Genomic DNA, 12,689 nt, shown 5'->3' on the forward strand with positions numbered 1-12,689 from the left:
ATGGAAGCCTGGTAACGGGTGGAGTTGACTGGTACTAATAGGCCGAGGGCTTGTCCTCAGTTGCTCGCGTTCACTGTGTTGGTTCTGAAACCACGAACAGCCGTGTCGGCTGAACAGTCACTACTTAATTGAAGAGTGTGCTTGTTCGCTGCCCTGTTTGAGGTCCCGCTTCGCGGCGGGAATTCATAGGGTTTCGGTGGTCATAGCGTGAGGGAAACGCCCGGTTACATTCCGAACCCGGAAGCTAAGCCTTACAGCGCCGATGGTACTGCAGGGGGGACCCTGTGGGTTTGCCGAAGGGCGCAGACTACGCGGCTGCGTCAGAATGACTGCGGTACCGAAGACTAGGAGTCACCGATGTCCACCAACTCTCCCGACGAGCGACCGGAGCGCGAGCAGCGCCGCCGGGACGGTGGTGACCGGGGCGGCTACCGAGGCGGACCGCGTCGCGACAACGACCGCGGCGGCTTCCGTCGTGACGACCGTGACCGCGGTGACCGGGGCGGCTTCCGTCGTGATGGTGACCGTCCCGGCTTCCGCCGCGATGACCGTCGTGACGATCGACGAGACGACCGTCGCGACGACCGTGACCGCGGTGACCGCGGGGGCTTCCGCCAGGGCGACCGCGGTGGCTTCCGCCGTGACGACCGTCGCGATGACCGTGACCGCGGTGACCGTGGCGGTTTCCGTCGTGATGGTGACCGTCCGGCCTTCCGTCGCGACGACCGTCGTGATGACCGCCGTGACGACCGCGGCGGGTTCCGCCGGGATGACAACCGTGGTGGCTTCCGTGGCCGCGACGACCGCGACCGGGGCGACCGCCCCGCCTTCCGCCGCGACGACCGTGACCGTGGGGACCGCCGTGACGACCGCGGTGGCTTCCGCCAGGACGACCGCGGCGGGTTCCGCCGTGATGACCGGCGTGACGACCGGGACCGCGGGGACCGTGGCGGCTTCCGTCGCGACGGTGACCGTCCCGGCTTCCGCCGCGACGACCGTCGTGACGACCGCGACCGCGGTGATCGCCGCGACGACCGGGGTGGCTTCCGCCGTGATGACCGGCGTGACGACCGGGACCGCGGGGACCGTGGCGGCTTCCGTCGCGACGACCGCGGTGGCTTCCAGGGACGTGGTGGGCCCCGGCGCGACGACGGGCGGGGACGTCCGGGCGGCGGCGGGTTCCGCGGGCGCGACGACCGCGACCGGGGCGACCGCGGCGGCTTCCGCCGTGACGACCGGGAGCGCAGCGACCGCGAGCCGGTCAAGCGGCTGCCGATCCCCGAGGACGTCACCGGCGAGGAGATCGACAAGGACGTTCGGCAGGAGCTCCAGAGCATGCCGAAGGGGCTCGCCGACGACGTCGCCAAGAACCTGGTGATGGTCGCCAGGCTCATCGACGAGGACCCCGAGCAGGCCTACGGGTACGCGAAGGTCGCCCTACGGCTCGCCTCGCGCGTCGCGGCCGTACGCGAGGCCGCGGGATTCGCCGCGTACGCGAACCAGAAGTACAGCGAGGCGCTTGCGGAGTTCCGCACCGCCCGCCGGATGACCGGCAACGTGGAGCTGTGGCCGGTCATGGCCGACTGCGAGCGCGGGCTCGGCCGGCCGGAGAAGGCCCTCGAAATGGCCGGCGCGCCCGAGGTGAGCAAGCTCGACAAGGCCAGCCAGGTCGAGATGCGCCTGGTGGCCGCCGGGGCCCGGCGCGACATGGGGCAGCTCGACGCGGCGATCGTCACGCTGCAGAGCCCCGAGCTGGCGTCCAGCTCGGTGCAGCCCTGGACCGCGCGACTGCGGTACGCGTACGCCGACGCGCTGCTGGCCGCCGGGCGTGAGGACGAGGCGCGCGAGTGGTTCGCGAAGGCCGTCGAGTCCGACAAGGACGGCAGCACCGACGCCTCCGACCGGCTCGCCGAGCTGGACGGCGTCGAGTTCGTCGACGCCCTTGAGGTGGACGACGAGGCCCCGGAGCAGTCGGCCGACGAGGAGCAGCCGGCCGACGAGGAGCCGCAGGCCCCTGCCGCCGCCGAGGCGCCGGAGCGGGACGAGGACTGACGTCCCCAGCGGGCAAGAGCAGGTAAGCAACAGGGGCGGCCCTCCACACGGAGGGCCGCCCCTGCGGCGTATCGGCGGGCTAGAACGCCAGGTCGCGCAGGACCACGCCCGTCGCGGGCTTCGGGCCGAACGACGTCGACTTGCGGGGCATCGTGACGCCCTGGCGGGCCAGGTCGCGCACGACCTCCTCACGGACCGGGTGCATGAGGACGGCCGTGCCGCCCTCGCGCTCGGCCTTCTCGACCGTGGCCTCCGTGTGATGGATGTACGCGATGTGCTCGGGCGCGTCCGGGATGCGCCAGATGTGGTCCAGGAGCGTGGTGTGCAGGACCGTCGCGTCGAGGGTGCGCCAGGCCTCCGGGCGGCCGAGGGGAACCGTACGGGCGATCAGGTCGGGGGACGGGCGGTCGACCAGGTGGTAGGAGCCGTCGCCCGCCAGGAGGAACGCGTTGCTCTCCGAGACGGCCTCCGCGAGGGCGTCCAGGGCCTCGGGGAGCGGGCACTCCAGGGTGCGGACGCGGAAGGAGCCGTCCAGGGCCGCCAGTGCGTCGGCGACCGGCAGGCGGTGGAGGTAGCGGTGGATGGCGCGGACCCGCAGCGGATAGCGGAGGGTGTCCACGAGCAGGACCAGGCCGAAGTCCCACGGGCTTGGCGTGCCGTGCTCGTTGCGCAGCCGCAGGTAGGTGGCCCAGCGGTGGTGGCCGTCGGCGATCAGGGCCTGGTGACGGGCCAGATCTGACTGGATCCCGGCGACCTCCTCCGGGTCGGTCACCGCCCACAGGCGGTGGCTGAAGCCGTCCTCCGTGGTCGTCGAGAGCAACGGCTTGTGGAGTATGGCGCGCTCTATGGCGGTGGCCGCGCCGCCCGGCGCGGTGTCGCCGCGGTAGGTCAGGAGGAGCGGTTCGAGGTTCGCTGCCGTCGCGCGCATCAGGGCGGCGCGGTCCTCGATGACGTGCGGCATGACGTCCTCGTGCGGCAGGACCACGCCCTGGGACGGCTCGGACAGGCGCAGGGCGCCGATGATGCCGCGCTGCAGGATGTCGCCGTCGTGCTGCTCGTACACGTACAGACTGGGCAGCGGGTCCGGGGCGAGGACGCCCTCGCTGAGCCAGTCGTGCAGGGTGTCCGCGGCCTGCTGGTCGCGCGCGGCCTGGGTGGTGGCCTGCGGCAGGATGAGACGGACGATGTTGTGCGGGTCGGAGGACTCCAACTCCAGGAGCCCGTCGGGCCGTACGACCACGTCGTAGGGAGGTGAGGTCACGGCGGCGAGACTGCCGACCCGCTGCGGGTCGTAGCGCACGCCCCGGAACGGGATCAGGTCGAGGCCTTGGACGTCCGTGTGACCCACTGTGTTCATTAGTGCATCGTAAGTGTGTCAGTGGCATGCGCGATGATCGGTGTAGTGGATCTCACGAGGAGCGATACGTAATGAGCCAGACCGGCGGTCAGAGCGTCCGGAACCGGCCCGCGGGAAGCGCGCGTGCGCTGAGCGAGGCGTACGACACGGCACTGCTCGACTTGGACGGGGTGGTGTACGCGGGCGGGCATGCGATCGAACACGCAGTGGAGTCGCTTGAAACGGCCCGCTCAGGCGGCATGCGTCTCGCGTACGTGACGAACAACGCGCTGCGCACGCCGGACGCGGTGGCGGAGCACCTGACGGAGCTCGGCGTTCCCGCAGAGGCGGCGGACGTGATCACCTCGGCGCAGGCCGTGGCGCGTCTGATGAGTGAGCAACTGCCCGCTGGGTCAAGGGTGTTGGTGATCGGCGGGGAGGGCTTGAGGGTCGCGCTGCGTGAGCGCGGTCTGGAGCCCGTGGAGTCGGCGGACGACTCGCCGGTGGCGGTGGTGCAGGGGTACGGCGGGCCCGAGTTGCCCTGGGGCCGGTTCGCGGAGGCCTGTTTCGCGATCGCGCGCGGGGTGCCGTGGTTCGCCTCCAACACGGACCTGACTATTCCCAGCGCCCGGGGCATCGCGCCGGGGAACGGCGCGGCGGTGGAGGTGGTGCGGATCGCCACGGGCGCCGAGCCGCGGGTGGCGGGCAAGCCGCTGCCCCCCATGCACAAGGAGACGATTCTGCGGACCGGCGCCGAGCGGCCGCTGGTGGTGGGCGACCGCCTCGACACGGACATCGAGGGGGCGTTCAACGGCGGAGTGGACTCGCTGCTCGTGCTCACGGGCGTGACGGACGGGGCGGCGCTCCTCGCCGCGCGGCCCGAGCACCGGCCCACGTACGTCGACGCCGATCTGCGGGGACTGCTGGGCGGGCAGCCCGAAGTGGAGCCCGTCGAGGGCGGGTTCGCGTGCGGCGGGTGGCGTGCCTCCGTGCGGGGGGACTCGCTGGCGGTGGAGGGCGAAGGGGCCGCGCTCGACGGGCTGCGGGCGCTGTGCGCGGTGGCCTGGAGCCAGGCGGGGGACGGGGTGTGCGGGCTCGACGGCGGGAAGGCGTTGGCGCGGCTGGGGTTGTGAGGGGCCAGCTCGGGCTCAGGGCCTCGGGGATGTTCCGGCGGGGTCGTCGAGGGGCGCGGGCAGGCGTCAGCGCTTGAGCTTCCTGGACTTGGTGACGGCGTCGGCCAGGCGTTCCAGGACCGGGGCGTAGCCCGCGTAGCTGTAGCGCTCCTCCATGGACCACGGGACGGTCTGGCCCGCCTTGACCGCGGGCAGCTTCGTCCAGGTGGGCTTCTTGGCGAGGTCCTCGGGCGAGAGGGCGGAGGAGCGGTTGTCGACCATGATGAGGTCGGCGTGGTACTTGTCGGCGTTCTCCCAGCTGAGGAACTCCCAGAAGCCCCACTCGTCGCTCTTCTTGCCCTCGACGAACTCCACGCCGAGGTCCTTGAAATAGTTCAGGTCGCAGTAGGAGTCGGGCACGGCGACGTACATCTGGTCGGCGTCGCCGGTCATGGCGAGGACCTTCAGGCCGCCGTTGGCCTTCGCCGCCTTGCGGAGGGTGTGTTCGGCCTTCTGGAAGCGGGACTTGGCGGCCCGTGCCTTCGCCGAGCGCAGATCGCCGCCGAGGGCCGCGGCCAGCTCGGTGTAGCGCTCGAGCGGTTCGAGCAGGGAGGCGCGGGCGCCGTTGATGCCGATGGTGGGCGCGAGGGCGGCGATCTTCTTGCTGCTCTCCTCGGGCACGAACCACAGGGCGGGCGGCGGGAACATGTTGCTGATCAGCACGTCCGGCCGGAGGGTCGCGTACTTCTCCACGTTGAACTGGCCCCAGGACTCGCCGAGGCTGGTCAGCTTGCTGACGTCGAGGTCGCCCGCCTGCGGGTTGGGCTTGCCGTCGACGGGCTCGGACGGGCCGAAGACGCCGGTGCACTCGACGCCGTAGTCGTACAGGGCGGCGGCGGTGCTGATGAACGCCACGATGTTCTTGGGTACGCCGTCGGTCTTCGCGACCTTGCCGCGGTCGTCCTTGAAGCTCCAGCCCTTGCCGGTGCTCTTCGACGGCTCGCCGTCGTCGCTGCCGCAGGCGGTCAGCAGACCGCCGAGGCCGAGCGCGGCGCCCGCGGACAGCAGGGCGCGCCGCGAGGGGGTGGACCGGGAGGAGCGAGGTGACCAGGGCATGCGTGGTTCTTCTCTCATCGAGCCAGCGGGAGGCGAATGGGAGGGTAGGCTAACCTAACCTGGTGTTGGTCGACAGTCCCCCCGAACCGCGCGCGGAATCCCCGGCCGCGCCGCCCAACCGCCGCGCGCTGCGCGGCATCGGGCTGCTCATCTCCGCCGTCCTGCTGCTGGCCGTCGTGTTCGCCAGCATCGCCGTCGGTGCCAAACAGCTGTCCATGGACCAGGTCTGGCACGGCCTGTTCCAGGACTCGGGGACGTACGCCGACGTGGTCGTCGGCGAGCGCGTCTCGCGGACGCTGCTCGGGGTGCTCGCGGGGGTCGCGCTCGGCCTGTCCGGCGCCGTCCTGCAGGCCCTGACCCGCAATCCGCTGGCCGACCCGGGACTGCTCGGCATCAACATGGGCGCGTCGGCCGCCGTCGTCACCGCCATCAGCTTCTTCGGCGTCACCTCGCTGAGCGGCTACGTGTGGTTCGCGTTCGCGGGGGCGGCGATCGTCGGCGTACTCGTGTACCTGCTCGGCGGCACCCGCAACGCCACGCCCGTGCGGCTCGCGCTGGCCGGCACGGCCCTGACCGCGGCGCTCACCGGCTATCTGCAGGCCGTGATGATCACCGACAACGAAGCGCTCGACAAGATGCGCTTCTGGACCGTGGGCTCGCTCGCCTCGGCCAAGATGGACACCATCCAGCAGGTCCTGCCGTTCCTGGTCATCGGCACCCTCCTCGCGTTCGGCCTCGCCCGGCCGCTGAACGCGCTCGGCATGGGCGACGACACCGCCCGCGCCCTCGGCGCCCATCTGACCCGGACCCGCGGGCTCGCCATGGCCTCCGCGACGCTGCTGTGCGGGGCCGCGACCGCCGTCTGCGGGCCCATCATGTTCGTCGGCCTGATGGTGCCGCACGTCGTGCGTTCCTTCACCGGGCCCGACATGCGCTGGATCATGCCGTACGCGGCGCTCCTGTCGCCCGTGCTGCTGCTCGGCGCGGACGTGCTCGGCCGCGTGGTGTCCCGCCCGGCGGAGCTCCAGGTCGGCATCGTCACCGCGGCCATCGGCGCCCCGGTCTTCATCTTCCTGGTACGACGGCAGAGGATGGCCCAGCTGTGAAGGCGATACGCACCAGGGGCGGGCTCTCCGTCCGCCTCGACGTCCGCACGACCGCGGTCGTGGCGGCGCTCGTGGTCGCCGGGCTCGCCGCGAGCGTCGTACTGATCGGCACCGGCGACTTCCCCATCCCGGCCGCCGACGTCATCCGCACGCTGCTCGGCAACGGCGACGCCGGGCAGGAGTTCATCATCAACGACCTGCGGCTGCCACGGGTCCTCGTCGGCCTGCTCGTGGGGGCCTCGCTGGGGCTCGGCGGCGCCCTGTTCCAGTCCATCTCCCGCAACCCGCTGGGCAGCCCGGACGTGCTCGGCCTCGGGCAGGGCGCGACCGCGGGCGCGCTCCTGATGATCGTCGTCTTCTCCGGCGGCGCGGCCCAGGTCGCGGCCGGAGCGGTCGTCGGCGGCCTCGTCACCGGCGCCGCGATGTATCTGCTCGCCTGGAAGCGGGGCGTGCACGGCTACCGCTTCGTCCTCGTCGGCATCGGCATGAACGCCCTGGCCGTCGCCATGAACGGCTATCTGCTCACCAAGGCCGACTTCGTCGACGCCGCGCGCGCCGTCGTGTGGATGACCGGCTCGCTCAACGGCCGGGACTGGGAGCAGGTGTGGCCCCTGTTCTGGCTGTGCCTGCTCCTGGTGCCGATCGTCGTCGCGCACGCGCGCCCGCTGCGCATGCTGGAGATGGGCGACGACGTCGCGTACGCGCTCGGCGTGCCGGTCGAGCGCACCCGCATCGCCCTGATGGGCGCCGCCGTGCTGCTCACCGCGGCCGCGACCGCCGCGGCCGGGCCCGTCAGCTTCGTCGCCCTGACCGCGCCGCAGCTCGCCCGCCGCCTCACCCGCTCGCCGGGGCCGAACCTGCTGCCGTCGATGTGCATGGGCGCCACCCTGCTGATCGTCGCCGACTGGGCGTCGCAGCGGGCGTTCGGCGCCGACCAGCTGCCCGTCGGCGTCGTCACGGGCGTCCTCGGCGGCGTCTATCTGCTGTGGCTCCTCGCCACCGAGCGCAAGGCGGGGCGGATATGAGCCGCACCGCCCGCGGCGCCGCCGGGAAGGGCCGCAGCGCGCTCGGCGGGGCGCGCACCACCCCCTCGTACGAAGAAGCACACGACCAGGAGCGTGCCCCTGTGAACCGGCTCATCGCCGACGACGTGACCCTCGGCTACGACCAGCGCGTCATCGCGGAGAAGCTCTCCGTCGAGATACCCGACAACTCCTTCACGGTCATCGTCGGCCCGAACGCCTGCGGCAAGTCCACGCTCCTGCGCGCTCTGTCGCGGATGCTCAAGCCGTCGGCCGGGCGGGTGCTCCTGGACGGCGACGTCATCCACTCGATGCCCGCCAAGAAGGTCGCGCGCACCCTCGGCCTGCTCCCGCAGTCGTCGATCGCACCCGACGGGATCACCGTCGGCGACCTGGTGGCGCGCGGCCGCTACCCGCACCAGGGGCTGCTGCGGCAGTGGTCGCCCGACGACGAGCGGATCGTCCGCGAGTCGATGGAGTCCACCGGCGTCGCCGAACTCGCCGAGCGGTACGTCGACGAGCTCTCCGGCGGCCAGCGCCAGCGCGTGTGGATCGCGATGGCGCTCGCCCAGCAGACGCCGCTCCTGCTGCTCGACGAGCCCACCACCTTCCTCGACATCCAGCACCAGATCGACGTACTCGACCTGTGCGCCGAACTCCACGAGGAGCGGGGCCGCACGCTCGTCGCCGTGCTGCACGACCTCAACCACGCCGCCCGGTACGCCACGCACCTCATCGCGCTGCGCGACGGCAAGGTCATCGCGCAGGGCGCGCCGTCCGAGATCGTCACGGCGGAGCTGGTGGAGGAGACCTTCGGACTGCCCTGCCAGGTCATCGACGACCCCGAGACCGGGACGCCGCTGGTGGTGCCCGCGGCCCGGCGTGCGCGGAAGACCCCGGTGGCTACAGCAGCTTCCTGAGGCGCAGCAGGTCGCGGAAGCCCGCCTCCAGGCGGACCCGGCCCGAGGCCCAGGCCTTGGCGAAGTCGAGGCGGCCCGACACCAGGGCCACCAGGTCGTCGCCCGTCATGGCGAGCCTGACCTGGGCCCGCTCGCGCGGCGGGCCCGGGTGCTGGCCCGACACCTCGATCCGGCCGTTCTCCAGACGGCCGGTGAAGGTGACGTCCAGGTCCTTGATGTGGCAGCTCAGGGAGCGGTCGAGCGCCGCCGCACCGCGAACGTCGCCGTCGGCGGCCGCCAGGGTCGCCGAAAGCCCGTCCAGTGCGCTACGGCACTCCGCCATGGTCGCCATCGTGATCGACGGTACCGCAGGGCTTCGATGTAGCGTCGTGTCATGAGCGACTCGACGCCGGGCCCCGAGCCCGAGGTCACGGAGGCGGACGTGCGTGTTCCGCAGCTGTCCGACGCGGCGGGGGAGGCCCTCGCCGAGCCCGTCGACCCGGCCGCGCCCGCCCCCCTCGGCGTGCCCCGCACCGCCACCGGCGACGCCGGCGTGGACGCCGGGCTCGACCGGCTCGGCGACGCCGACCACCTCGCCACGGACGGCCACATCGAGGTGTACGAGGATGTGCACCGGGGCCTGCGCGACGCGTTGACCGCGCTGGACGCACACCCCGGGCCCCCGGCCCCCTCAGGGGCCCCGACCCCGAACGACAACAGGAGCTGAACCGAACGTGGCAGGAGTGGCACGCCGCCGCCTCGACGCCGAGCTGGTGCGCCGGAAGCTCGCGCGCTCGCGCGAGCACGCCAGCCAGCTGATCGCCGCAGGTCGCGTGACCGTCGGCAAGACCGTGGCGACCAAGCCCGCGACCCAGGTGGAGACGGCGGCCGCGATCGTCGTCGCCCAGGACGACGGCGACCCCGACTACGTCTCGCGCGGCGGCCACAAGCTCGCGGGCGCCCTGAAGGCCTTCGTCCCCGAAGGCCTCGTCGTGGAGGGCCGGCGCGCGCTCGACGCGGGCGCCTCCACCGGCGGCTTCACCGATGTGCTGCTGCGCTCCGGCGCCGGGCACGTCGTCGCCGTCGACGTCGGCTACGGCCAGCTCGCCTGGTCCCTGCAGAGTGACGACCGGGTCACCGTCAAGGACCGTACGAACGTACGCGAGTTGACGCTCGACCTCATCGACGGCGTCCCCGTCGACCTGGTGGTCGGCGACCTCTCCTTCATTCCGCTGGGGCTCGTGCTGCCCGCCCTGGTGCGCTGCGCGGCCCCGGACGCGGACCTCGTCCTCATGGTCAAGCCGCAGTTCGAGGTCGGCAAGGAACGGCTCGGCAGCGGTGGCGTGGTCCGCTCGCCCGAGCTGCGGGCCGAGATGGTGCGCACCGTGGCACGGCAGGCCCAGGAGCTCGGCCTCGGTGTCCGCGGGGTCACCGCGAGCCCGCTGCCCGGACCTTCCGGGAACGTCGAGTACTTTCTGTGGCTGCGCGCCGGGGCGCCGGAACTCGACCCGGCGGACGTCGACCGTGCCGTGGCGGAGGGGCCCCGTTGAGTCAGAGCCGAGCTCGTACTGTTTTTCTCCTTGCGCACACCGGCCGCCCCGCGGCCATCCGGAGCGCCGAACTCGTCGTGCAGGGGCTGCTGCGCAGCGGCCTCGGCGTGCGCGTCCTGGAGGCGGAGGCCGCCGACCTGCCGCTGCCGGACTCGGTGCAGCTCGTCAAGGAGGCGACACCCGCCTGCCTCGACGGGTGCGAGCTGCTCATCGTCCTCGGCGGTGACGGGACGCTGCTGCGCGGCGCCGAGTTCGCCCGCGCCTCCGGCGTGCCGATGCTGGGCGTGAACCTCGGCCGCGTCGGCTTCCTCGCCGAGGCCGAGCGCGACGACCTGGACAAGGTCGTCGACCGCGTCGTCACCAAGGCGTACGAGGTGGAGGAGCGCATGACCGTCGACGTCGTCGTGCACAGCAACGGCGATGTCGTGCACCGCGACTGGGCCCTGAACGAGGCCGCCGTGCAGAAGATGTCGGCCGAGCGGATGCTCGAGGTCGTCCTGGAGATCGACGGACGGCCCGTCACTGGCTTCGGCTGCGACGGCATCGTGTGCGCGACGCCGACCGGCTCGACGGCGTACGCCTTCTCGGCGGGCGGGCCCGTGGTGTGGCCCGAGGTGGAGGCGCTGCTCATGGTGCCGATCAGCGCCCACGCCCTGTTCGCCAAGCCCCTGGTGACCTCGCCGGACTCGGTCCTCGCGGTCGAGGTGCAGCCGCACACGCCGCACGGGGTGCTGTGGTGCGACGGGCGGCGGACCGTGGAACTGCCCGCTGGGGCACGGGTGGAGGTCCGCAGGGGGGCGGTGCCCGTGCGGCTCGCTCGGCTCCACCACGCGTCGTTCACCGATCGGCTGGTGGCCAAGTTCGCCCTGCCGGTGTCCGGGTGGCGGGGGGCGCCGCACTGACGCTGCCGCTGGGGCTGCGGGGGTGGCGCGTGGGTCGCCTGCGGGTTCGTCGTGGCTGGGCGCGCAGTTCCCCGCGCCCCTGAGGGGCCGCTCGGTGTGCCCGCGGATCAGGTGCCGCTCACCACCGCTATCGCGCGGCGGCGCAGCACCGATGCGACCGGCAGGCCGGTGGCGCCCAGCGTCAAGAGCAGCGTGCCCGCCGCGATGCCCGCCACGACCGGGCCCGGCAGATACGGCACGGCCGAGCCGAACGCCGTGCTGAGCATCGGCGCGAGGGTCGCGAGGGCTATGACGCCGCCGACGAGCAGCGCCGTCCCGGCCACGACCACGGCCTCCCACGCCGCCATCGCCCGCACCTGGCGGCGCTGGGAGCCGACCACGCGCAGCAGGGCCAGGTCGCGGCGGCGCTCGAAGGAGATCATGGCCAGCGTGTTGGCCGAGGCGATGGCGGCGAAGCCCGCGTACAGCGCCGTGCCCATGTAGTCCAGCCAGACCTCGCCCGTGCTGCCTGCCGAGCCGGTGTGGTGCTCGGCGGTCGTACGCATCGCGATCTTGGTGACGCCGAAGCCGACGACGAGCAGCAGGGGCACCACCGCGGCCGAGAAGCGCCGGGGCTGGGAGCGGACGTTGGCCATCGCAAGCCGGGCCGAGGCGCCGCCGAAGCGGCCGACCGCCGCCGACACCAGCCAGGCGGCGGGCCCGATGAGCCGCGGACCGAGCAGCCCCGCGCCCGCGCAGAACAGGATCAGGACCAGGAACGCGCCCTCGCCCGCCTCGGCCGGGTCCTGCCGCGAGAGCAGCACCGAGAGGGCCACGGCACCGGCCACCGCGAGCAGCCCGAGCGGGGCCCGCAGCCAGCCGAGGCCGCGTCTCCCCGCCGTGGCCTCGTCCAGCGCGCGGGCGGGGCGGAGCAGCGAGAACCGCAGCGCGGACAGCACGGCGGCGAGCGCGGAGGTGACCACCGCGACGCCCACGCACACCGGCAGCGCCAGCCAACTGAACCGGAAGGACACCCCGGCCGGGACAAGGCCGTGCTCCACCATCCCCGTGAACCACACCCGGCCCAGCACGCCGCCGAGGGCGAAGCCTGCGAGGGCCGCCGGTATGGAGGCCGCCAGGGCCTGCCGGGCCACCGCGCGGCGGACCTGCCGGGGCCTGGCGCCGATGGAGCGCACCAGGGCCAGCTCGCGGTGCTGCTGGACGACGGCCGTGCCCATCGTCGAGGCCACCACGAATATCGACATGTAGATGGAGCCGATCAGGAGCACCGTGGCGATGTCGCCCACGCCGCTCTGCGTGAGGCGGTGGCGGGCTCCGGCGGGGAGCCCGTCCGTGCTGGTGCTGCGGAGCACCATCGTCGAAGCGCTCACCACCGTCGCGGCGAACAGCGCCGCCACGGCCGTGCCGATGAAAGCGGGGCGGTGCGCCCGCAGCGCCGCCCGTGCCAGTCCCGTACTCATACAGATCATGGTGGGGTGCCAGGGCCACCGCCCACCATGAAGATCGCCTCAGGATTTCCCGGGGGATAACCCCACTCCCGTGGGTGACAGGTGGCTCTGACGCGGCACGCCTTACCTGCGCCTTCACAGAACAG

Annotated in this window: 12 protein-coding genes and 1 rRNA gene; 9 read left to right on the forward strand and 4 right to left on the reverse strand. The window is 72.6% G+C overall.

What is annotated here, in order from left to right; all coding sequences use genetic code 11:
• The first annotated feature begins 192 nt into the window (after window positions 1-192).
• Window positions 193-309, forward strand: a 5S ribosomal RNA gene (rrf, locus tag IG74_RS0129115).
• A 960-nt stretch (window positions 310-1,269) separates the two neighbouring features.
• Window positions 1,270-2,052, forward strand: coding sequence for a tetratricopeptide repeat protein (locus tag IG74_RS52840; RefSeq protein ID WP_199818898.1), 783 nt, complete (start codon window positions 1,270-1,272; stop codon window positions 2,050-2,052).
• 79 nt (window positions 2,053-2,131) lie between these two features.
• Here IG74_RS52840 and IG74_RS0129130 read toward each other — a convergent pair whose 3' ends face one another.
• A complete protein-coding gene (locus IG74_RS0129130; RefSeq protein WP_030683445.1) occupies window positions 2,132-3,409 on the reverse strand; it encodes a DUF1015 family protein in 1,278 nt (425 codons plus the stop codon).
• Between the two features lie 71 nt (window positions 3,410-3,480).
• Here IG74_RS0129130 and IG74_RS0129135 point away from each other — a divergent pair, with 71 nt between their 5' ends.
• On the forward strand, window positions 3,481-4,521 hold the full coding sequence (locus IG74_RS0129135; RefSeq protein ID WP_030683447.1) for an HAD hydrolase-like protein: 1,041 nt from the start codon (window positions 3,481-3,483) through the stop codon (window positions 4,519-4,521).
• Between the two features lie 66 nt (window positions 4,522-4,587).
• Here the strand turns inward: IG74_RS0129135 and IG74_RS0129140 are convergent, their stop codons facing one another.
• The gene (locus tag IG74_RS0129140; protein ID WP_030683448.1) at window positions 4,588-5,616 is read right to left on the reverse strand and encodes an ABC transporter substrate-binding protein; all 1,029 of its coding nucleotides are present in this window, start codon (window positions 5,614-5,616) and stop codon (window positions 4,588-4,590) included.
• Window positions 5,617-5,678: 62 nt separating this feature from the next.
• Between IG74_RS0129140 and IG74_RS0129145 the strand changes: the two genes are divergently transcribed.
• From IG74_RS0129145 to IG74_RS0129155, 3 genes are read left to right on the forward strand one after another with little or no spacing between them, the layout of a single operon-like run.
• On the forward strand, window positions 5,679-6,722 hold the full coding sequence (locus tag IG74_RS0129145; RefSeq protein ID WP_030683450.1) for a FecCD family ABC transporter permease: 1,044 nt from the start codon (window positions 5,679-5,681) through the stop codon (window positions 6,720-6,722).
• The gene (locus IG74_RS0129150; RefSeq protein ID WP_030683452.1) at window positions 6,719-7,747 is read left to right on the forward strand and encodes a FecCD family ABC transporter permease; all 1,029 of its coding nucleotides are present in this window, start codon (window positions 6,719-6,721) and stop codon (window positions 7,745-7,747) included. Before IG74_RS0129145 ends, IG74_RS0129150 begins: the two co-directional genes overlap by 4 nt.
• Complete coding sequence (locus IG74_RS0129155; protein WP_234334486.1) at window positions 7,744-8,664, forward strand: ABC transporter ATP-binding protein; 921 nt, start codon at window positions 7,744-7,746, stop codon at window positions 8,662-8,664. The genes IG74_RS0129150 and IG74_RS0129155 overlap by 4 nt, the downstream gene beginning before the upstream one ends.
• Here IG74_RS0129155 and IG74_RS0129160 read toward each other — a convergent pair.
• Window positions 8,648-8,995, reverse strand: coding sequence for an SCP2 sterol-binding domain-containing protein (locus tag IG74_RS0129160; RefSeq protein ID WP_030683456.1), 348 nt, complete (start codon window positions 8,993-8,995; stop codon window positions 8,648-8,650). The genes IG74_RS0129155 and IG74_RS0129160 overlap by 17 nt on opposite strands.
• A 42-nt stretch (window positions 8,996-9,037) precedes the next feature.
• On the opposite strand from IG74_RS0129160, the gene IG74_RS0129165 reads away from it, so the two are divergent.
• From IG74_RS0129165 to IG74_RS0129175, 3 genes are read left to right on the forward strand one after another with little or no spacing between them, the layout of a single operon-like run.
• Window positions 9,038-9,370, forward strand: coding sequence for a hypothetical protein (locus IG74_RS0129165; RefSeq protein WP_030683458.1), 333 nt, complete (start codon window positions 9,038-9,040; stop codon window positions 9,368-9,370).
• Window positions 9,371-9,377: 7 nt separating this feature from the next.
• Window positions 9,378-10,193: a TlyA family RNA methyltransferase gene (locus IG74_RS0129170; RefSeq protein ID WP_030683460.1), complete on the forward strand. Its 816-nt coding sequence runs from the start codon at window positions 9,378-9,380 to the stop codon at window positions 10,191-10,193.
• Window positions 10,190-11,095, forward strand: coding sequence for an NAD kinase (locus tag IG74_RS0129175; RefSeq protein WP_030683462.1), 906 nt, complete (start codon window positions 10,190-10,192; stop codon window positions 11,093-11,095). Before IG74_RS0129170 ends, IG74_RS0129175 begins: the two co-directional genes overlap by 4 nt.
• Before the next feature lie 107 nt (window positions 11,096-11,202).
• Here IG74_RS0129175 and IG74_RS0129180 read toward each other — a convergent pair whose 3' ends face one another.
• Window positions 11,203-12,555, reverse strand: a complete 1,353-nt coding sequence (locus IG74_RS0129180) for an FtsX-like permease family protein (protein WP_234334487.1) — start codon at window positions 12,553-12,555, stop codon at window positions 11,203-11,205.
• Between the last annotated feature and the right edge of the window lie 134 nt (window positions 12,556-12,689).

Source organism: Streptomyces sp. NRRL B-1347, assembly GCF_000720325.1.
Lineage (GTDB): Bacteria > Actinomycetota > Actinomycetes > Streptomycetales > Streptomycetaceae > Streptomyces.

Bases quoted from the DNA above. Each gene is read 5' to 3' on its own strand.
- IG74_RS0129130 (WP_030683445.1), bottom strand. From the start codon at position 3,409: ATGAACACAGTGGGTCACACGGACGTCCAAGGCCTCGACCTGATCCCG.
- IG74_RS0129135 (WP_030683447.1), top strand. From the start codon at position 3,481: ATGAGCCAGACCGGCGGTCAGAGCGTCCGGAACCGGCCCGCGGGAAGC.
- IG74_RS0129140 (WP_030683448.1), bottom strand. From the start codon at position 5,616: ATGCCCTGGTCACCTCGCTCCTCCCGGTCCACCCCCTCGCGGCGCGCC.
- IG74_RS0129155 (WP_234334486.1), top strand. From the start codon at position 7,744: ATGAGCCGCACCGCCCGCGGCGCCGCCGGGAAGGGCCGCAGCGCGCTC.
- IG74_RS0129160 (WP_030683456.1), bottom strand. From the start codon at position 8,995: ATGGCGACCATGGCGGAGTGCCGTAGCGCACTGGACGGGCTTTCGGCG.
- IG74_RS0129165 (WP_030683458.1), top strand. From the start codon at position 9,038: ATGAGCGACTCGACGCCGGGCCCCGAGCCCGAGGTCACGGAGGCGGAC.
- IG74_RS0129180 (WP_234334487.1), bottom strand. From the start codon at position 12,555: ATGAGTACGGGACTGGCACGGGCGGCGCTGCGGGCGCACCGCCCCGCT.